The following is a 20,483-nucleotide window of genomic DNA, read 5'->3' on the forward strand; positions in this document are numbered from 1 at the left end:
AGCTGCCTATCAGAATCCGCTTAGAAAAGTCATCACATCCTGCTGTTCACGCAGGCGCTGCACGAGCAGCGGGTTCTCGCTGATACTCGACAGTTCGCGGAATAGCAGGCGCGTCTCCTGCTGATCATCATTTTGCACCGCCAGCATGAATACGAGCGATACATATTCATTGCCCCAGCGCAGCGGCTGCTGCAGCGTCGCAATGGCGATCGCCGACTGCACAATATGCTGCGGACTGCCATGCGGGATAGCGACTCCCATGCCGATTGTCGTAGCAGACATCTTTTCCCGGACAATGGCGCTGTGCACGTATTCGGCGGTCACAAAGCCTTTTTGATGCAGCAGTTGAGCGAGCCGCTCGATAATCTCATACGGGTGCTCCGCCTGCTGCTGAAGCAATACGAGAAAAGGCGTCGTGTATTTGAGCAGTACCGATTGCTGGGGCTGGCCTGCCGGAGCGTTCTCGGACTTTTGGATAAACTGCTCCAGCTTCTTCTCTTCCCCGGCTTCCAGCAGAGGAGAAATGACAATATGCGGGATGCTGACAGGCGGCAGTTCAATTGTCGAGATGATCATATCGACCTGATGCTGACGAAGGAATTCATCCAGCTCGGTCAGAGCGATGCAGCCCACCACATGGACCGCATAGAATTTGCGTTCAATCCGGGAAGACAGCAGCTGGGACATCCCGATCCCCATATGGCAGACAATGACTACCTGCTTGTGCTTATGGCTGCTGTGATTGAGCCGCTCCACCGCCGCCTGAAAATGCAGCGTCAGATAGGCCATCTCTTCCTCGGGAATATTCAGTCCGTATTCCCGGTTAAGCTCATCGACTGCGGACACCATCATATCGAACATGTACGGATACATTTTCTTGATCTCACTGAGCATCGGATTCGATACCGGCAATCCATAATTCAGCCGATTCAGCATGGTACGCAGATGGACATGCAGTCCGCTGATCAGCGTCTCGTCCCGGGTAAAATCAATCAGGTTGAGACTGCACATTTTGCGTACCAGCTGCTCTACGAGAATTGCCGGCAGTTGTTCATTTTCTTCGGCTGTCGGTTCTTCAGCGGGTACAGCCGGTTTGTAACGCAGCTTGCCGCCGAGCAGATGCAGCGCCAGATAGCACTGCTCCATCTCCGGGAACGATATGGCAAATACTTTACCCAGCACTGTCGACAGCTCATGGGCCCATTCATATTCGCGCTTGCGGCGAATCTCTTCCATCTCGCCTCCGGTTACTGTAATCGGCTGTCCCAGCTTGATCCGGCGGCTGATCAGCAGAATATGTATGACCAGGCTGTCAAATGTCTCATCTGTGAAATGCAGCTGATGCCGTCTGCATAACGCTTCCAGCTCATGGTAGACCGTATCCACTTCATGAGCGGCGAACTGGCTTTTCAGCCATTTGCCTGCAGGCTCTCCATTGTCAGCGAGTCGGTTGAGCCGAACCAGCGCCAGCCGCTTGTACCGCTCTTCTCCTTCAATGATCATGCCAATACGCTGCCGGGTGACTACCCTCAGCTGCAAGGGCTCCAGCCAGTCGGCGATCAGATCCAGATCGCTGCGAATCGTATTGCGACTGACATAGAAGCGGTCGGCCAATTCCTGGGCAGTCAGCGGCTCGGCGCTCATCAGCAAGCGGTAGGCGATCTGTACGATCCGCTCTTTATTCGGGACGACTGCCGCCGCAGAAGATTGTACCGTCTGCAGCCGGGTCAGCATGGTATTCGCCATTTCACCCGATACGTCCAGGCTGATGCCTGCGCCCGGACGACGGATCAGCGCAGTCGGCGGATAGTCGGCTATATACTGTTCAATCATTTTGCAGTCGTTACGTACGGTCTTCTCCGAGCAGTGCAGCTGATCGGCAATGCTCTGAATCTGGATAAACTGGCCCGGTCGGTTCAGCAAAATCCGCAAAATATCCTGCTGTCTGGCATTTAGCAATATCATGGTTATTATTTACTCCTTCATATCAGTCAGAACACGGCGAAATGGCTTGTTCCTGACTGCTGCCCGTCTATCGGTGCAGGCTGCATCCTATTTCTGGAAACTGCGGCCTGAAATGAAATAATAACCGGAGCCTCCGAGAAGGTCCGGTTATTATCGTCCGTTAACATTCTTATACAATGAAATATGAATACATGCAACAAATCATTTGGTCAGCTGCATCAGCTTCTCCAGTGTACGGTCAGCCAGAGCAGGCAAATACTCATGTCCATATTCATGATAAATCAGCATTTCCTTGGCTGAGGTAATCTTGTTGTAGGCGGCAAATTGGGTCGATGGCGGACAGATAATATCCGCAAGTCCGGTGACCCACAGCACATCTGCCTGAATCCGTGGTGCCAGATTCTGAATATCGATATAGCCCAGCCGTTCGAAGATCTCATCCTCCCGCTGATGATGCGGATCGAAGAACCGGAAATAATAGACCAGTTCCTCATAGGCAGAAGTCGTCGGACTTAGCTGGTTCGCCTGCTTGTAATCCGACAGGAACGGATAGACCGGTACAGCGATCTTTACTCGCGGTTCCAGAGCAGCGCAGGCTACCGTCAGTGCACCGCCCTGCGACAGACCATGGGCTCCGATCCGCTCCGGGTCCACGCCATCCAGCGACATCAGGATACGTGCAGCCTGTACCGTATCCAGGAAAACGTTACGGAAGTACAGCCTGTCCGGGTCCGGATCATCGATACCGCGAATAAAATGTCCGCGAATCGTCGTTCCCTTGACCGTCAGTGTATCTTCCGACCACCCTCCCTGTCCCCGGCAGTCCATCGCCAGTACGGTAAAGCCGTGAGCGGTATAGCCGATTTTGTCAAACCAGTCTCCGCTGTCACAGGCATATCCGTGGAACATCACGATGCCTGGCCCTCCTGCCGGAAGATTGGATGGAGCGGTTGGTCGTACCAGTTTGCAGTGAATACGGGCGCCGCCGACACCTGTAAAATACAGATGATAACACTGCGCTACCGGTGAATGAAATTCTGCTGGAACAAGCTCATATTCCATCGTCTGCCGGTCCAGCTCGGCGAGTCCCCTGTCCCAGTATGCATCAAAATCATCAGGGATCGGACTGCTGCCCATGTATTGCTTTAATTGCTCCAAAGGCATGTCTGCTGCCATCGGCTTTCCCCTCTTCCATTTGTCATTGGTGCTCAGCCTGCTGTCTGCGGCTGCTCCGTCAGTGAGTTATAGAATTCCCGGATGACCTGCTCGGCAGGCTTGCCATAGACACTGTACCCATCATCGTTCAGTGCTTCCTGTTCATTATGCAGTACGGCACTCCAATCCCACAACCCGAATCCCCTCACCCATGGACGAGACCTTGTCGCGCTGAACATCGCCCGGTAGTAGTCCGCCTGTTCATCCGGATTGGCTGCTCCCGCCAGTTCCCAGTCATTCGGGATCATCGCTGAACCCGTCCGGCTCGGACACCCGGCTTCGGCAAAGAAAAAGGGCTTGTTGTAAGGACGGATAATGTTCTCGATCCGATCGAGCTGATGATCCCAGTCATTTATCGGATAATATCCGCTGGACGAGATCACATCCACCGCATCCCACCATTTCACATTATTCTCCTGATATTTATCCGTATTGTAGGTGATCAGACCGGAATAGTCCTGACGCACATCGGCTATCAGCTGGCGCCACTGCTCTGCCCGGCGCTCGGTCTGCACCATTTCGCAGCCCACCATCATCATCTCGCAGCCGGTTTGCTCGGCAATCCGCGCATAATGACGCTGATATTCGGTATAGCTGGCGAACCACTCATGCCATTTGGGCTCACACGGTACATCCTCATCAAAGAAATTAATATGTGCCCGCCATGTGCCGTTGCGGCAGTTCACTGTCGGTTTCATAATTAACCGGAGTCCCAGCGAACGGGCATACTCCAGCATATCGATCAGTTCCTCATCATCCACCATATGCTCTCCCCGGTAATCCACTTCGGTGGAGTGCGGTGTATCCTGCAGTGCTGCCAGGGCAAAAATAACATAATTGCTGCCTGTGCGCTCCTGCATCAGGCGCAGCGACTCTCTGGCTTCCGGTGTGCGGAAGCTGCCGCGTCCGCTCATCCATCCGTAGGTAAATCCTTTGATATAGTCCATATTCCATTCCTTTCGTTATGATTCAGGCTTGCCTACATTCGGCCAATTTCCTGATCATCCGCAATATCTTCATGGTGTTCGATCACATAGCTGACAATCTCTTCAACTGTCGTATAGGCAACCCCTACATACGTATCTGCCGCTCCATAATAAATAGCGATCCGGCCGGTATCGGCATCATGCAGTGTCGCGCACGGGAATATCACATTGGCGACAAATCCGCGCTCTTCATACCATTCTTCCGGCGTCAGTACGAATGTCGACGCGCGGTATTTCACCCGGGATGGCTCATCTTTGTCGAGAATGACCGCACCCATGCTGTATACGAGTCCGTTGCATGTACCGGTAACGCCATGATAGAACATCAGCCACCCTTCGCTTGTCTCGATCGGTGCAGGACCGCCGCCGATTTTGACCGACTGCCACCAGCCCTGACCGCCTTTGCTCATCACATGACGATGCTTGCCCCAGTAGACTAGATCCGGACTCTCACTGACAAATACATCACCAAATGGTGTATGTCCGCTGTCACTTGGACGGGACAGCATCAGGAAGTTGCCGTTCACTTTGCGCGGGAACAATACGCCGTTACGGTTGAACGGCAGGAACGGATTCTCCAGACGGGTAAATGATTTGAAATCCTGGGTGCTGGCAAAGCCAATCGCCGCTCCATAGAAATCGGTACACCAGATAATATAATATGTATCCTCGACCTTCACGAGACGCGGATCATAGGCATAGTTCGGTTGAAACGGATTGCCTGCTTCATCGTGAAATTCAATGCGATCTTCTTCAATCTGCCAGTCCAGCCCATTGTCACTCCAGCCCAGATGCAGATGCGGGCGTCCATTCACCGTTTCCGCACGGAATATGCCTACGAACCGGCCTTCATAAGGAACAACTGCGCTATTGAAAATACGGGCGATTCCTTTGACCGGATTGCGATCGATGACCGGGTTGGCACTGTGGCGCCATACCGGAAATTCGTATCCTTCCGGCTTGTCCTGCCAGGGCATGGATGATAATGCTTCACCAATAATTTTTACTTTATTTACCGTGTTTTGTTGAAGTTCAGTCATGATTAATCTCCTCCATATTCTCTTTTTTTGGGTTTTTATTTCACAGAGCCATTCGTAAATCCGTTATAGATGTACTTTTGCAGGATCAGGAAAATAATCAATGTCGGGATAATCGCAATCATAATGCCGGCACAAATGACTTCCCACTGTGATCCATATGGCCCTTTGAACTTGAACAGGGCCGTTGAGATGACCTGCAATCCCGACTTGGGCATGTACAGAAACGGAATATAGAAATCATTGTAAATGTTAATCCCTTTGACGATAATGACGGTGACAATGGCCGGTTTGAGCAGCGGCAAAATAATTTTCCAGTAAATCGTAAAGTACGAAGCACCATCCAGCATCGCCGATTCATCAAGCGCCGGAGAGATGGACTCCAGGAATTGCAGGAAAATGTAGACAGCGATAATATCCGTACCGAGATACAGGATAATGGCCGCCCAGTGGGTATTGACCAGATCCAGCGCATTCACAATCTGGAAGGTCGCCACCTGGGTCGTTACGCTCGGAATCAGTGTCGCCAGCAGAAATGCACCCATAATCAGCTTGCTGCCTCTGAATTTGAAGCGGTTGAGTACAAAAGCGATCATGGAACCGGTCAGGGTCGCCCCAATAATCGAGATCACCAGAATAAACGTCGTATTGGCAAAACCGAGCAGCATTTTGCCATCGACAAAAGCTTTGGTGTAATTGGCAAAGTTGAGCCAGTTCTCCGGAGGCAGCAGCGGACTGGTGCTTCCGTATTCCTGCTTGGTTTTGAATGAAGCGAAAAATACAACCATAATAGGCAGCAGGGCAATAATCGCGCCGATAATCAGAGTGGCGTATTTGAACGTGGACATTGCCGAATATTTGAGTCTATACACCGCTTACTTCTCCTCCTTTACCAGCATGCGCTGTGCAACCGTAACGATCACTACGATAAATAGCAGGATAACCGCCATGGCTGATGCCAGCCCCAGCTTGCTGTATTTGAATGCCAGATCGATCGTCTGAATAACAAAGGTTTCACTACCATTCGAACCGCCAACCATAATGTAAGGAATATCAAAAGCACTGATCGCACCGCTGACGGCGAGAATGATATTCAACTGTACAATCTTGCCGATACTCGGCAAAATGATGTGCCGGAACTGATGCCAGCGGTTGGCACCATCAATATCGGCTGCCTCGTAGACATCACGGTCGATAGACGAGATCGCGCCGAGGAAAATAATAAAGTTAAAGCCCATATACCGCCATACGGAAGCTCCGGCCAACGAATAGTTGATAATGTTCGGATTGCCCAGCCACAGCTGAATGTACTGGCTCAGTCCTAGCGCATTCAGCAGCGTATCCAGCGTTCCATCCGGACGGAAGAAAAACAGGAAAATAAAGCCGATCGCTACCCCGTTCAGCATATACGGGAAAAACAGCACCCCTTTAAAAAAGTTCTTGAAGCGGGTGTTAAAGCTGAGAATGGTCGCAAAATAAAGCGCCAATCCCATTTGCACGAAAGTGGCAAAGAAGTAATACAAACTGACTTTGAATACGGCGAAATATTCCGGCTCGCTAAAGATCCGGGTATAATTCTCCAGACCGACATAGTCCATATGCTTGCTGTAGCCGTTCCAGTCGGTAAAGCTATACTTGAACATATTGAATACAGGCAGATAGGAGAATACAATCAGCAGCAGCATCGGAATAGCCGAAAAAGCAGCGATAATGATTTTCCGTTGGGTCGAATAATTATAATGGGAAAGTTTAAACATCCTTGTACCTCCAGCTTCACTCAGATACCAAAATCTTGTCGCCTCACTGCAGGCGGCCCGGGGAGAGAATAGAACTTTCCCTCCCGTCCGCATAACAGTCTACTGCTGGGCGACAGCTGCTCTTGCTTTGATCCACGCGTCATTCAATTGCTTCATAATGTCGTCATACGACTCATTCGTATTGCCGATTGCCGCTTCGATAATCCGCTTTTTGAAGTCAGGCTGCCACAGTCCGATCTCGGCTTCCTTATCGATTTTGTCCACGAGACCTTCCTGACCGGCTTTGCCTGGAGTCAGCGTCTCAAAGCTGACGCCTTCCTTTTCATAATCCTTGAGGATGGCTGGCAGTTCGGAACCTTTGACGGGGCTGATGCTTCCGGCCTGCTCTACGGAATAATTGGATTTATTGATAAACCAGTCTACCCATGCTTTGGCAGCCGGTTTGTTCTCGCTGTTTACGTTAATGGCGATATTGTAGTCTGCCGCCAGGGGTACGACCACTTTGGAGGCATTGGTCGGGAATGGCATAAAGTCGATATCATCCGGGTTGGAAGCTACGCTCTTGATCTGGTCGATTGCCCAGGAACCGAGTACCATTGTACCGATTTTGCCATTGGCAAGATCAGCCTTGGAACTCTCCCAGTCAGTGGTGGTTGGATCTTTCTCGATCAGGCCATTTTTAGCTGCATCATACATTACTTTGTACAATTCATAATGCGGCTGTCCCGGTACAAAGTTGTCATCCGAGTTAGGCTGAGCGACATTGACATAGTCCGGATCGCCTGCCACTGTCATCAGATCGGATTCCCACTGGGTCAGCGGCCAGCCGGCAGCATAGTTGGTATACAATGGAACCGCTTGCGTTTTGGCTTTGATTTGCTGCAGTGCCTGCTGGAACTGCTCGGTTGTTTGCGGAACTTTGGTAATTCCCGCCTGTTTGAATACCTGCTTGTTATAGATAATTCCAGAGTATGTAATCGCTACTGGAATACCGTAGATCTGGTTGTCTACCATTCGCTCTTCGATCCCGGTGTATTTCTGCTTCATTTCATCATAGGAACCGAGCGGTTCGAAAAAATCGGGAATATCCTTGATCGGAATACTGGTCGGAATGAGCAGCACATCTCCATAATCTTCTGTACTCATACGTACTTTAATCTGTCCTTCGTAGTCGGACAGCGCCTCAAAATTTACTTTAACGTCAGGATAAATCTTGTTGAATTCCTTGGCATAATCCTGAAATACGGTATCCACAATATCCGTACGCTGAGTAATAACAGTGATATCGCCTTCAATTTTATTTGGGTCGCTATTGTCCGAGCTGCCTTTGGAACAGCCTCCCAATAGTGAAACTACCAGCAATGACGCTACGAAGCTGGACAACCATTTGTGCTTCTTCATTCCAATCCCCTTCCTTAATTCTTAACTTTATTTAACCTTATCGATTAGGTTACATACGCATTCTATATTGTTAGCGCTTTCTAGTCAATCGTTATTTTGATTGTTATTTCTAAATTGCTAACTTCTACTTCTGTATTTTTCAATTGACATTTGCTTTTGTTAGTCATTATAGTGTTCACATAAGGTTATCGATAAAGTTAGTTAGGGTGGTGCCGATGTGACAATATTACAGACAGAGATTCGGCAGGAATGGCTGGAGCATATCCTTCCTTTCTGGATGAATCTTAAAGATGAACAACACGGAGGTTATTACGGTGAGGTCGGGTATGATCTGAATATTATCCGGGACAAGCCCAAAGGCGGAATCGCGACAGCGCGCATTCTCTGGTCCTTTGCCTCCGCTTACCGGATCACCGGCGAACCGCAGTATGCCGACCATGCCCGTCATGCCTATCAGTTTCTCAGTGGTCCGCTCTATGACTCTGAACATGAAGGCATCTACTGGGCTGTCGATCATCTGGGTGCACCGCTGGATACACGCAAGCATGTGTATAATCAGGCATTTGCCATCTATGCATTCAGTGAATATTACCGGGCGACCGGTGATGAAGAAGCCCTGCAGCTGTGTATCCGGCTGTTCAGATGGCTGGAGCAGACCGGCTATAACCGGGTAACCGGTGCCTATCGCGAGGAATTCGACCGCTTCTGGCAGGAGCAGCCAAATGAAATGCTGAGTGAGAATGGAATCATCGCGGATATTACGATGAATACGCATATCCATGTATTGGAAGCGTATACCAATCTGTACCGGGTCTGGCCGGATGAGCAGGTACGCCTTGCTCTGGATAATCTGCTCGTTATTCTGCATGAACGGATGTACGATTCGCAGCGGCGCAGACTGAACGTGTTTTTTGATAACCAGTGGAATTCGCTGATCGATCTGACTTCATTTGGACATGATATTGAAGCCAGCTGGCTGATTGACGACGCGATGCAGGTGATCGGCAGCACCCATCCGGCCTATGAACAGATGGTTATCGATATGGCCTACAGGGTCGCCGAAGCCGCTGTGCAGTCCGATGGATCGCTGATGAATGAACAGGAAGACGAACATGTGGATACTTCGCGGATCTGGTGGGTACAGGCCGAGGCAATTGTCGGCTTTTACAATGCGTATCAGCGTACCGGGGACGAGCAGTTCCTCAAGCTAATTGGGAGCATGTGGGACTATATCAAGGCTCATATTATCGACCCGCGTCCGGGCGGGGAATGGTTCTGGTCTACCGGCGATCAGGGAGAACCCGGTCAGCGCGAAGTCGCCGGCATGTGGAAATGCCCGTATCACAACAGCCGTTTTTGTATCGAAATTACCGAGAGGATGAATTAAACGATGATTCATGAACAATACGCAGCACTCGCAGCCAAGCAGGAACAATTACTGAACCGACGCAATGAGAAAAATACCGAGTTTTATAACGGCATCTATGACCGTTACCTCTATCCTGTCCTGACCCGTCATCATGTACCGGTACACTGGCGATTTGATCTGGATGCAGCGCGCAATCCTCATTTCATGGAGCGCCTGGGCATTAATGCCGCGCTTAATCCGGGAGCCATTTATCATGAAGGCAAATATATTCTGGTCGTACGCACGGAGGGTATGGACCGCAAATCGTTCTTCGCCCTGGCGGAAAGCGATAATGGCGTAGACGGATTCCGGTTTACCGGCAAACCGCTCACCTGGGAAGATACCGATCCGGCAGAGACCAATATGTATGATATGCGTCTCGTCAAGCATGAAGACGGCTGGATCTACGGCATCTACTGCTCCGAGCAAAAGGACCCGGATGCACCAGCCGGTGATACGTCCAGTGCAGTGGCGCAAGCAGGACTCGTCCGCACCCGTGACTTGAACACATGGGAGCGTCTGCCGAATATCCGCACCTCTTCCCCACAGCAGCGTAATGTGGTGCTGCATCCGGAATTTGTAAATGGCAAATACGGATTCTACACTCGTCCGCAGGATGGATTCATCTCCACCGGTTCCGGCGGCGGCATCGCCTTCGGCGTATGCGACGACATTCTGAATCCGGTCATCGAGACCGAGACAGTCATGGACGAACGCCGTTACCATACCGTCTATGAAGCCAAGAACGGCCAGGGTCCCGCACCGATCAAGACGGATCGCGGCTGGATTCATATCGCTCACGGGGTGCGCAATACGGCAGCAGGTCTGCGCTATGTACTGTATGTATTTGTAACCAGTCTGGAAGATCCGACGGTTGTTATTGCCAAGCCGGGCGGTCTGTTTATTGCTCCTTATGATGATGAACGTGTCGGAGATGTATCCAATGTAATTTTCTGCAACGGCGCGGTCGTCAATGAAAAGGGCGAAGTCTACATCTACTACGCATCCAGCGACACCCGCATCCATGTGGCTACCACCACTCTGGACAAGCTGGTTGACTATGCATTCAATACACCTGCCGATCCTTTCCGTTCTCTGGATTGTGCGATTCAGCGATCTGCGCTGATTGAAGATAATGAACGCCTGCTGGCATCCCGTTAATCCATGGGTCTTTTCACTTCCCGTCCTCATTTGCTTTATTACTCTACAGTAAAAATGTATACTGTGTGTACAATACCGACTTTTGTCGCGACAACCAGTATCCATTTACAAGAGAGGCCGGGAGAGAAATGATGAATAAAAATATTACGATGCGTGATATTGCACTCAAAATGGGTGTCAGCAGTGTCACCGTCTCCAAAGCGCTGAATGACAAAGACGGCGTCAGCGATGAACTTAAGGAAAAAATCAAGCTGGCTGCGTGGGAAATGGGCTACCGCATGAATACGGTCGCCAAGTCGATGCGCGAAGGACTGACCTATAATCTGGGCGTTATTATCCCGGAGCGGTTCACCGGCACTTCCCAGACCTTCTACTTACGTCTATATCAGGAGATCGCTGTAGCGCTCCAGCAGCATAATTATTATGGCATTCTGCATATTCTGAGCCGCGAAGATGAAGAGCAGCTGAATCTGCCGCGTATCTATCATGAGCAAAAAGTCGATGGCTTTATTTTGCTCGGACAGGTCAGCAAGGCGTATATCGAAGTTATCGAACAGATCGAACAGCCCAAAATGTTTCTCGACTTTTACGATGAGCATGCCGAGATTGATTCGATTATTACGGATAACTTTTACGGTGCTTATGAGCTGACCAACTATCTGATCCGTCAGGGACACCGCGATATCGCCTATGTCGGCAATTTGTATTCGACGAGCAGTATCCAGGATCGATTCCTCGGGTATTATAAATCGCTGCTGGAGCATCATGTTCCACTGCGGCAGGAATGGATACTCAGTGATCGTGATGAACAAGGGACGATTGTCGATCTGAAGCTTCCTTCTTCCCTGCCATCCGCCTTTGTCTGCAACTGTGACCAGGTCGCACATCTGCTCATCCAGCAGCTGCGTGCCGAAGGTTACCGGGTGCCGCAGGACTGCTCGGTCGTCGGCTTTGACAACGATATCTATGCCACACTGTCCGAGCCTCATCTGACGACGGTGGAAGTCAATATTAACAAGATGGCCTATACGGCCGTGGATTCTATTTTGAAAAAGATACGTGACCCTCATACAAGATTCGGAAGAGTACTTGTACAGGGCAATATCATATATCGGGATTCCGTAAAGGATATGGCGTAAAGTACGATTATGTACTTCCACCCGATCCGGTTTCCTTTTCCGTACTCTGCCGTGCAGTAAGCGGCAGCTTATGAATCAAAGAATATTTTGTACGATTTTGGCCCATGCGGTTCCGGACGGCTGGCCAGCCTCTTCATGCAATTGCACCGGAATCGCAAGGTTAAAATAAAAAAAATCTGGAGGTTGTTGTATGAAAAAGCTGTTGTGCAGAGGTATACTGTCTACACTCGTTATGATTCTGGCTATCTATGGAATGAACAGTTTTGCACCCAAAGCGTCAGCTGCAACAGGATTTTATGTAAGCGGTACCAAATTGTATGATTCCACAGGCAAGCCTTTTGCCATGCGGGGTATAAACCATGCACATACATGGTACAAAAACGATCTGTCCACCGCTATTCCGGCGATTGCACGCACGGGAGCCAATACGGTTCGTATCGTACTTTCCAATGGTACGCAGTATACAAAGGATGATATCAACTCCGTTAAAAATATCATTTCCCTCGTCAACCAGAACAAAATGATCGCTGTGCTGGAAGTCCATGATGCTACAGGCAAAGACGATTACAATTCGCTCGATGCTGCCGTAAATTACTGGATCAGCATCAAGGATGCCCTGATCGGTAAGGAAGACCGTGTCATCGTCAATATCGCGAATGAGTGGTATGGCACATGGAATGGCAGCGCATGGGCAGACGGCTACAAGCAGGCTATTCCCAAACTGAGAAATGCCGGCATCAAAAACACGCTGATCGTGGATGCCGCAGGTTGGGGACAATACCCGCAATCGATCGCGGATTACGGACAAAGCGTATTTGCTGCCGATTCGCAGCGTAATACGGTCTTCTCGATTCATATGTACGAGTATGCAGGCAAAGATGCAGCCACCGTCAGAGCCAATATTGACAGCGTACTAAACAAAGGACTTCCGGTTATCATCGGTGAATTCGGTGGATACCACACTAATGGCGATGTTGATGAATACGCTATCATGAGATATAGCCAGGAGAAAGGGATTGGCTGGCTGGCCTGGTCCTGGTATGGTAACAGCAGTAATCTGAACTATCTGGATATGGCTACCGGTCCAAATGGCAGTCTGACCAGCTTTGGCAATACGGTCGTTAATGATCCGAGTGGAATCAAAGCTACGTCCCAGAAAGCAGGAATATTCTAAGTGTATCTCCCCGCTTCCTACTTCGTGTGACGGTGTCTGACGGCAAAGAACCCCTGTGCTTTGTAAAGTGCACAGGGGTTCTTTGCGGTGAATAACAGAGACTGAACATATTAATCCGTATCGCGCAATGAGAGTTATACAAGCTAAGCGTATCAGCCTGTATCGAACTGCTCTTCTGCCAGTCGAATCTGAAGTGAGGATGCTGCCTGCAGCCGGTGAATCTCTTCCCGGGAAGCCTGCTCATCGGTAATGAGCAGATCCACCTTTTTCAAAGAGACAACTCGGGCAAATCCGTCCACCCCAAGTCCGGTATGCTCTACCAGACAGATGCTGCTGCGTGATTGCTCCATTACCGCGCGTTCAAAAGCCGCTTCTTCCGGCGTAGCCATACTTAGTCCATTCACCGATACTCCCTTGACGACGGCAAAATTCACATCCAACGAAAATTGCCTGATCCATTCGGCAGCCAGTACATCTGTCATCGTACCTGACGAATTCATTCGTCCTCCCAGCAGGAACGTGTCAATCCGGTTCGCTTCACGAAGACCATCCGCGATCTGGAGTGAATTGGTCACTACTGTAAAAGGAACCCGTGAGGGAAGGTACTGCAGCATCGTTTTATGCAAGGATGTTCCGCCCATGAATATAGTCTGACCTTCTTCAATACAGGAAGCAGCCAGCCGGGCAATGGCATGCTGCTGGCTGCTTTCGCCGTTATAGTGGCGCTGAAGCAGGGGTGGCTGGGAGATAGTCCGCATATGCGATAGCGGAATGGCTCCGCCATGTGTACGCCTCAGCAGACGTTCCTCTTCCATCGCAGTCAGATCACGCCGGATGGAATCGATAGACACGCCGAATATTTCTGCCAGATCCTTGGCCAGTACCCTGCCGTCACGCCGCAGCAGCTCCAGAATCTGGTTACGTCTTTCCAGAGAGAACATGGGGCTTCCTCCTTGATGGTTATTGCAGATACTCATTACGGATAGGGGGAGAATCATCTTCCATAATTTACAAATTTGCAGCCGATCGTAGTGTGATAAGTATTTGTGACAATGGTCGGTAACGGGATATAATATAAGGGAGTACATATTTACCTACCCGTCAGGAGGCCAATAATGAATATTGAAATTCTGGATGTCCGGCATGCCGAAGCTTACAGACAGCTGCGGCTGGAGGCACTGGAGCAGTACCCGGAAGCATTCGCTTCCAGCTATGAAGAAGAAAAGGAATTTCCGCTGGAACGCTTTCACAGGCGGCTCGCCGGTACAGATTCCATCACGCTCGGTGCCTGGCATGAATCGGAGCTGATCGGATCGGTCACGCTGGTGTATGAACGCAAGCCCAAGCTGCGGCACCGGGCCAATATTATCGCCATGTATGTAAAGCCGCCCCATCGCGGCTCGGGGATCGGCAAGCAGCTAATGCAGCAGGCGATTCAGACTGCGCGCAGCGCCGGAAATGTGGAACAGATCTATCTGTCCGTGATGGCGCATAATGAGCCTGCCAAGCGGCTGTACCAAGCGCTCGGATTTGAAGCGTACGGCAAGGACTGGCGTGCGCTCAAGATCGGCCAGACATATTATGATGAGGAATTGATGGCTCTCTTCCTGTAACTTCCGGCCCTCCTACGTTCGCTTCCCTTGCTTTACAGTGGTGAGCGAAGCAGTGTGCTGGCGCGCCGCTTCTGCACGGCGGATACTTTCCTTCGTCCATGGCGGTGCAGACGGATTCTGAAGCAGCTCTTCACTTGTTATCCAGTAGACTGCTTCTACTTCTTCTGCGCTTTTGCTGTGCGCCTGACCGTCTGCATATTCACACAGACACCCAATATTCGTCACTACCTCCTCGTAGATCGCTCCCTCCACATTGATTACCAATATTATGTACCTCCCTGCCTGTATGTACAATTGTCTATATAACCGATGCAGCCAGCGATTCAGAGCGCTTGTCTCAGCCAGTCACCTCTATTCCAGCACAGGACGCATAAAACTGCGCTCATAACTCACAATGCACCGCGTCTCCATGGCATAGGCATAGGCAGCCTGACACTCTTCATCGATATCCATCTCGCATCGGTACTGCTCATAGGCAGCCAGACTCGGAAAACTGAATAATGCATATGCGATATTATTGGCTCCCTCATGCGGCAGAAAATAGCCATGATGATTCCCGCCAAGCCGATTGACCAGTGGAATCCACAGCTTGGCATAATGTTCGAATTCTTTTGTTTTGTAGGGATCGATGATGTATTTGAGATAACAGGTGATCATGACATATTCCTCCTACTTTGTATTGCCGATATTTTAGCACAACGAGAAGACAGTCATAAAGAAAATTCAAAAGTTATTCTCTTTCATTTCCTTTTAATCCGGTATTTTATTTCCCATATATTATATATTTATCTTTTTATTAGCAAATCACTAATTTACACATGAATTTATCTGCAATTATGCAGGTGTTATTTAAAGAACCACTATGATAATTTATAAATTAGAAAGCGCTTTCATATTTAAAAACTATATTGCACGGAAAGGGAGAATGTAATGATCAAACGAAAGTACAAATCGCTGCTATCTCTGACGATGGCTGCTGCACTGCTCCTCTCGCTCATTCCTTCGGCCGCTTCGGCAGCAAGTACTGAAGAATCCGTACAGCCCAAAGTCGCTGCTGCAACCAATATGCAATCCTATGTCGATGCCATGCAGCCCGGCTGGAACCTCGGTAACACACTCGATGCGACAGGAGCTGACGAGACTTCCTGGGGCAATCCGCGTGTCACCCAGACACTGATCAAGCAAATCGCGGCACAGGGTTACAAAAGTATCCGTATTCCGGTGACCTGGGATACTCACATTGGCGCAGCGCCGAATTACACGATTGACCCGGCCTATCTGAGCCGTGTGGAAGAAGTCGTGAACTGGGCGCTGAATGAGAATCTGTACGTAATGATCAATGTGCATCATGACTCCTGGCTCTGGATCAGCAAAATGGAGACCCAGCATGACACGGTGCTGGCCCGTTACAATGCTGTCTGGAAACAAATCGCTGACCGCTTCAAAAACAGTTCCAACAAGCTGATGTTCGAGAGTGTAAACGAGCCACGCTTTACCGATGGCGGTACCAAGGATGAAGCCAAACAGCAGCAGATGCTGGATGAGCTGAATGTGTCTTTCCACAAAATTCTGAGAGCATCGGGTGGTCAGAATGCGACACGCCCGCTCGTATTGTCCACACTGGAAGCTTCCCCTTCCCAGGAACGAATGACGGCACTGTCCAACACGATGAGCAAGCTGAACGATTCGAATCTGATTGCTACGGTCCACTACTATGGCTACTGGCCGTTCAGCGTGAATATCGCCGGCTATACCAAGTTTAATGAAGAAGTACAAAAAGACATTACGACCACTTTTGATAACGTTTACAATACGTTCACAGCCAAAGGTATCCCGGTTATTCTCGGTGAATACGGCCTGCTCGGCTTTGACAAAAACACAGGTGTCATCGAACAGGGTGAGAAGCTCAAGTTCTTCGAATTCCTGGGCTATTACCTGAAGCAGAAAAAAGTCGCCACCATGCTGTGGGATAACGGTCAGCACTTCAGCCGTACCAATTACACATGGTCCGATCCGGATCTGTTCAGCGTCATCAAAGCCAGCTGGACCGGCCGCTCCTCCAATGCCGAAAGTGACCTGATTTATATCAAAAAAGGGGCTGCTGCACAGGACAAGAAAATCACCTTGAATCTGAACGGCAACCAGCTGTCCTCGCTTAGCGTTGGCAGTACGACGCTGCAATCCGGCACTGACTATACGCTGAGCGGCAATATCCTGACCCTCAAAGCCAGCCAGCTGACCAAGCTGACTTCCTCCGGCAAATACGGTGTCAACGCGACCATCCTTGCCAAGTTCAGCAAAGGGGCTAACTGGAAATTCAATGTAATCGTATACGACACACCAAAACTGAGCAATGCACAGGGTACAACCAGTTCGTTCAGCATCCCGACTGCTTTTAATGGCGATCAGCTGGCGACTATGGAAGCCACCTATGCTTCCGGCGGCAATGCAGGCCCGCAGAACTGGACATCGTTCAAAGAGTTCGAGACTGCCTTTACTCCTGTCTACAGCGGTAATGCCATCAAGCTGCAGCCGGCTTTCTTTAACGAAACTCAGGATGGACAGGTTAACCTGAAATTCCATTTCTGGAGCGGCGCGGTAATTAACTATACCATTACCAAGAGCGGCAGTACGGTTACCGGTACAGCTGTACAATAATAAGCTTTGAATGATTTTACTGCTTTGTGAAATAAAAAGAACTGCCTGATCGGATAGGCCTCTGTCTAATGGACAGGGGTCTTTTCCATACAAGGCAGTCTTTTTTGTGTTCAAGATTCACCTTCAGTACAGATTTTTGCTGATTTTTTTGGCCAGATAGTCGAGCTGGGGCTGGGGGTGATGAGAATGTCTGTCGCTTATGGCCCTTCCAATGCTGAAGAATCGGTTCAGACTCTGCATCATGCCTATGAACAGGGCATTCGCTTTTTTGACACTGCCGAGTTATACGGCAACGGTCATAATGAACAGCTGCTTGGCAAAGCCGTACAAGCCTACCGCGACCAGATCATTATCGGAACCAAATTTGGTTTTGATATGACAGCCGAGCCGCCCGGCTCCCGTATGAACAGCCGTCCGGATAATATCCGCCGGGTTGTGGACAACAGTCTGCGTTATCTGCAAACCGATTATATTGATGTGCTGTATCAACATATATTCGATCCGGAAGTACCGATTGAAGAAGTCGCGGGCATCGTGGGCGAGCTGATCCAGGAAGGCAAAGTGAAATACTTTGACCTGAGCAATGTGGGAGCTACAACTGTTCGCCTTGCCCATGCAATTACACCGGTATCTGTACTGCAGATGGAATACTCCATTTTCGAACGGGAAATTGAAGACCGCATCCTGCCGACACTGCGTGAACTGGGAATCGGACTAGTGGCCTACTCTCCTCTCGGACGCGGATTCCTCACTGGTGCCGTAAACCCTGCGCATGAATATGCCGCAGACGATTTCCGGCGAATCGATGAACGCTGGCAGGGTGACAACTATACGTACAATCTGCACGCCACCGAGCAGCTGCGGCAGCTCGCGGACAGCAAACATATCACTGTAGCCCAGCTGGCTCTGGCCTGGCTGCTCAATCAGGGTGAAGATATCGTACCGATCCCCGGCACACGAAACAGTCAGCGTCTGGACGAGAATATCCGCGCTGCCAAAGTCACACTGACCGAAGCTGATCTGCAGCGTATTCAGGACATCCTCCCTCATGGTTCGGCAGGAAGCCATTATCCCGCTTCAATGATCAGCAATTTCAGCCACGATTAAGCGTCAAATACGGTATAAATAAAAAAGCGGCACGAGAGAGCAATTTTCCCTCTCGTGCCGCTTTGCTATGCTGCTCTGTCTATTTAAGCTTCCGCATCACGGAAACCCGCATCCTCCAGTTCCAACGATTCGACATGCCGGGCCATTCCTTCATATCCCTGTACCGATTGGGCGATAAAGGACAATACCGTATCACTCCAGCCATAGATATAAAAGGTATTTGTATCTTCCGGTGGCACCATGGCGCTCTGGTAGGGCGCAATATCCACAATAAAGGCTTTGGCATGCGGATTAATTTGACGACGGTATTCCAGCAGCTCCCGATAGAACGGGCTGCCGACATTTTGCTGTTCGTCTGTAATCATAATGATCTGGTCTACCTTTTCCCCCGTCTCGATCAGGCGGCGTACCGGTGCTCCGGTATCGGTACCACCACGTGCATGGATACGTTCCGCCTGGCTCATAATGCTGTCACGGCGTGAAGGCCTGGCGTCTTCCACCAGTGTATCAAACAGCCAGAAGAGCGAGCTGCCATCGGTCTTTTTGTACAATGCCAGTGCAAAGATCGATCCGGTCTGCAAATACTCACCGGTCATCGAACCGGAAATATCGAGGAAGATCGCTGTCCGTCCCGGCAGATCCGGCAGGTTATCAAAACTCAGATCCACCGCTTTACGAAGAGTATCCCGCAGATCGGGGTGGTTCACTTCTGTAAAAGCTTTAGCAAAGCGAAACGGTAAAATTCGCGCCTTGCGCAGTGCCTGGGCATCGGTCAAGCGTTTCTGTACGTATTTCAGGTTCTTTTTCCGGCTGAATACTCCATGCCGATCGAGCGTATTCAGATGGCGCAGCAGTGCAAAAGCAGGCATTTCCTTCATCAGTGTCTGCCAGATACCGCGTGTTGGCGAGATGGCGCTGGTCACTGCTTCGTAGGGCAGCTTGCCTTCCTGGATCAGCCGGATGCGTTCATTGTCATCGGTGGCTTTTTTGAGCTTTTCCAGTGCTTCGATCTGGGGAAGCAGCGCCAGGTTGCTCTTCTGACCGCGCAAATACCGGTATAGCGCCTGCTGCTGCAGATTGACCGGCTTTGGATGGGCAGTAGCGATGGCATCACCCAGGCTAAAGCCGCGTCCACGGCCGTTATATTTAAGCGCCCAGTATTCGCTCGTTTGTCCGAGGAAATGGGCGACCTGCCGTTTGACGGCACGTCCTCCCTGCCCGCGACGCATCGCTCGCAGAATCGTCAGAAAATCCGCCAGATCGGACGGTATACGGACTACCTGTGGAAATACGGCTGCAAACAGGTTGGGATGCGCGCCTGACAATACGGCCAGACCATACAATGGCTGCAGCCGCATAAAACCTTCATTGCGCGCGTAAATCAGCGCTTTGGCCATAAATTCCGGATTCAGCTCCACCATGCCCTGGTGAATCGATTGCGCCTGGGCCAGCAGTTCCTGAGTATTGGCATAAAAGGTGTTGCTGAATGTGTTGGTTAGCAGCAGCTGCAGATATTCCTCTTCGATGCTGCGGTTATAGGCGACGAAGCCTTCTTTATTGGTTGTTGTAGCGATTCCGTTGGTGAACAGTTTTTTGGCATGGCTCATGGTGGGGGCTCCTCCTTATACTGGGTTGTATGTAAATGGTGTGTTGATGTAGCTGCTGGTATATGGTTGTGAGCTGCACCGCTTCGGAAAGAGATTCTATCATTCTCTCCGGTTAAGCATGAGGATCTTGAATGACCGATGAATCGGTCGATCCCCGTGCTTAAATGTCGGTCGTTGGTAGAATTCTCTTTCCTTCGCTCTGTGCAGGATTACTTCTGTTGCAGGATATCTACTTCTACTTCTACTTCTACTTCT

18 protein-coding genes are annotated in these 20,483 nt (G+C 50.1%); 7 read left to right on the top strand and 11 right to left on the bottom strand.

Annotated features, from left to right (window positions below):
- Nucleotides 1–9: 9 nt before the first annotated feature.
- From WH45_RS11490 to WH45_RS11520, 7 genes are all read right to left on the bottom strand, one after another.
- Nucleotides 10–1,965 (bottom strand): BglG family transcription antiterminator, encoded by a 1,956-nt coding sequence (locus WH45_RS11490; RefSeq protein ID WP_046214453.1) that lies wholly within the window; start codon nucleotides 1,963–1,965, stop codon nucleotides 10–12.
- A gap of 201 nt (nucleotides 1,966–2,166) precedes the next feature.
- Nucleotides 2,167–3,141 carry an acetylxylan esterase gene (locus WH45_RS11495; protein ID WP_046214454.1) on the bottom strand — a complete coding sequence of 325 codons (975 nt, stop codon included), beginning with the start codon at nucleotides 3,139–3,141 and terminating at the stop codon, nucleotides 2,167–2,169.
- A 32-nt stretch (nucleotides 3,142–3,173) separates the two neighbouring features.
- Nucleotides 3,174–4,127, bottom strand: coding sequence for a glycoside hydrolase family 113 (locus WH45_RS11500; RefSeq protein WP_046214455.1), 954 nt, complete (start codon nucleotides 4,125–4,127; stop codon nucleotides 3,174–3,176).
- A gap of 32 nt (nucleotides 4,128–4,159) precedes the next feature.
- Nucleotides 4,160–5,206 (bottom strand): glycoside hydrolase family 130 protein, encoded by a 1,047-nt coding sequence (locus WH45_RS11505; RefSeq protein ID WP_046214456.1) that lies wholly within the window; start codon nucleotides 5,204–5,206, stop codon nucleotides 4,160–4,162.
- 35 nt (nucleotides 5,207–5,241) lie between these two features.
- A complete protein-coding gene (locus WH45_RS11510) occupies nucleotides 5,242–6,051 on the bottom strand; it encodes a carbohydrate ABC transporter permease (protein ID WP_407668026.1) in 810 nt (269 codons plus the stop codon).
- A gap of 27 nt (nucleotides 6,052–6,078) precedes the next feature.
- Nucleotides 6,079–6,960 carry a carbohydrate ABC transporter permease gene (locus tag WH45_RS11515; RefSeq protein WP_046214458.1) on the bottom strand — a complete coding sequence of 294 codons (882 nt, stop codon included), beginning with the start codon at nucleotides 6,958–6,960 and terminating at the stop codon, nucleotides 6,079–6,081.
- Nucleotides 6,961–7,059: 99 nt separating this feature from the next.
- Complete coding sequence (locus tag WH45_RS11520) at nucleotides 7,060–8,361, bottom strand: ABC transporter substrate-binding protein (protein WP_046214459.1); 1,302 nt, start codon at nucleotides 8,359–8,361, stop codon at nucleotides 7,060–7,062.
- Nucleotides 8,362–8,578: 217 nt separating this feature from the next.
- Between WH45_RS11520 and WH45_RS11525 the strand changes: the two genes are divergently transcribed.
- The 4 genes from WH45_RS11525 to WH45_RS11540 all read left to right on the top strand — a co-directional run bounded on the left by WH45_RS11525 (nucleotide 8,579) and on the right by WH45_RS11540 (nucleotide 13,243).
- Entirely contained in the window at nucleotides 8,579–9,748 is a 1,170-nt protein-coding gene (locus WH45_RS11525; protein WP_407668022.1) for an AGE family epimerase/isomerase, read from the top strand.
- A gap of 3 nt (nucleotides 9,749–9,751) precedes the next feature.
- A complete protein-coding gene (locus tag WH45_RS11530) occupies nucleotides 9,752–10,930 on the top strand; it encodes a glycoside hydrolase family 130 protein (RefSeq protein WP_046214460.1) in 1,179 nt (392 codons plus the stop codon).
- A 131-nt stretch (nucleotides 10,931–11,061) separates the two neighbouring features.
- Entirely contained in the window at nucleotides 11,062–12,069 is a 1,008-nt protein-coding gene (locus tag WH45_RS11535; protein WP_046214461.1) for a substrate-binding domain-containing protein, read from the top strand.
- A 190-nt stretch (nucleotides 12,070–12,259) separates the two neighbouring features.
- The gene (locus WH45_RS11540) at nucleotides 12,260–13,243 is read left to right on the top strand and encodes a glycoside hydrolase family 5 protein (protein ID WP_046214462.1); all 984 of its coding nucleotides are present in this window, start codon (nucleotides 12,260–12,262) and stop codon (nucleotides 13,241–13,243) included.
- A 152-nt stretch (nucleotides 13,244–13,395) separates the two neighbouring features.
- Here the strand turns inward: WH45_RS11540 and WH45_RS11545 are convergent, their stop codons facing one another.
- The gene (locus tag WH45_RS11545; RefSeq protein ID WP_046214463.1) at nucleotides 13,396–14,184 is read right to left on the bottom strand and encodes a DeoR/GlpR family DNA-binding transcription regulator; all 789 of its coding nucleotides are present in this window, start codon (nucleotides 14,182–14,184) and stop codon (nucleotides 13,396–13,398) included.
- A 174-nt stretch (nucleotides 14,185–14,358) separates the two neighbouring features.
- Between WH45_RS11545 and WH45_RS11550 the strand changes: the two genes are divergently transcribed.
- Nucleotides 14,359–14,856: a GNAT family N-acetyltransferase gene (locus tag WH45_RS11550; protein ID WP_046214464.1), complete on the top strand. Its 498-nt coding sequence runs from the start codon at nucleotides 14,359–14,361 to the stop codon at nucleotides 14,854–14,856.
- Nucleotides 14,857–14,868: 12 nt separating this feature from the next.
- Here the strand turns inward: WH45_RS11550 and WH45_RS11555 are convergent, their stop codons facing one another.
- Nucleotides 14,869–15,120 carry a hypothetical protein gene (locus tag WH45_RS11555; protein ID WP_235338347.1) on the bottom strand — a complete coding sequence of 84 codons (252 nt, stop codon included), beginning with the start codon at nucleotides 15,118–15,120 and terminating at the stop codon, nucleotides 14,869–14,871.
- A gap of 87 nt (nucleotides 15,121–15,207) precedes the next feature.
- Nucleotides 15,208–15,513 (bottom strand): NIPSNAP family protein, encoded by a 306-nt coding sequence (locus WH45_RS11560; RefSeq protein WP_046214465.1) that lies wholly within the window; start codon nucleotides 15,511–15,513, stop codon nucleotides 15,208–15,210.
- 273 nt (nucleotides 15,514–15,786) lie between these two features.
- On the opposite strand from WH45_RS11560, the gene WH45_RS11565 reads away from it, so the two are divergent.
- Nucleotides 15,787–17,514: a cellulase family glycosylhydrolase gene (locus tag WH45_RS11565; protein WP_046214466.1), complete on the top strand. Its 1,728-nt coding sequence runs from the start codon at nucleotides 15,787–15,789 to the stop codon at nucleotides 17,512–17,514.
- A 171-nt stretch (nucleotides 17,515–17,685) separates the two neighbouring features.
- Nucleotides 17,686–18,621: an aldo/keto reductase gene (locus WH45_RS11570; protein ID WP_268748571.1), complete on the top strand. Its 936-nt coding sequence runs from the start codon at nucleotides 17,686–17,688 to the stop codon at nucleotides 18,619–18,621.
- An 83-nt stretch (nucleotides 18,622–18,704) separates the two neighbouring features.
- Here WH45_RS11570 and WH45_RS11575 read toward each other — a convergent pair whose 3' ends face one another.
- The gene (locus WH45_RS11575; protein ID WP_046214468.1) at nucleotides 18,705–20,228 is read right to left on the bottom strand and encodes a TROVE domain-containing protein; all 1,524 of its coding nucleotides are present in this window, start codon (nucleotides 20,226–20,228) and stop codon (nucleotides 18,705–18,707) included.
- Between the last annotated feature and the right edge of the window lie 255 nt (nucleotides 20,229–20,483).

It is taken from the genome of Paenibacillus wulumuqiensis (assembly GCF_000971965.1).
Taxonomy (GTDB): Bacteria; Bacillota; Bacilli; order Paenibacillales; family Paenibacillaceae; genus Saccharibacillus; species Saccharibacillus wulumuqiensis.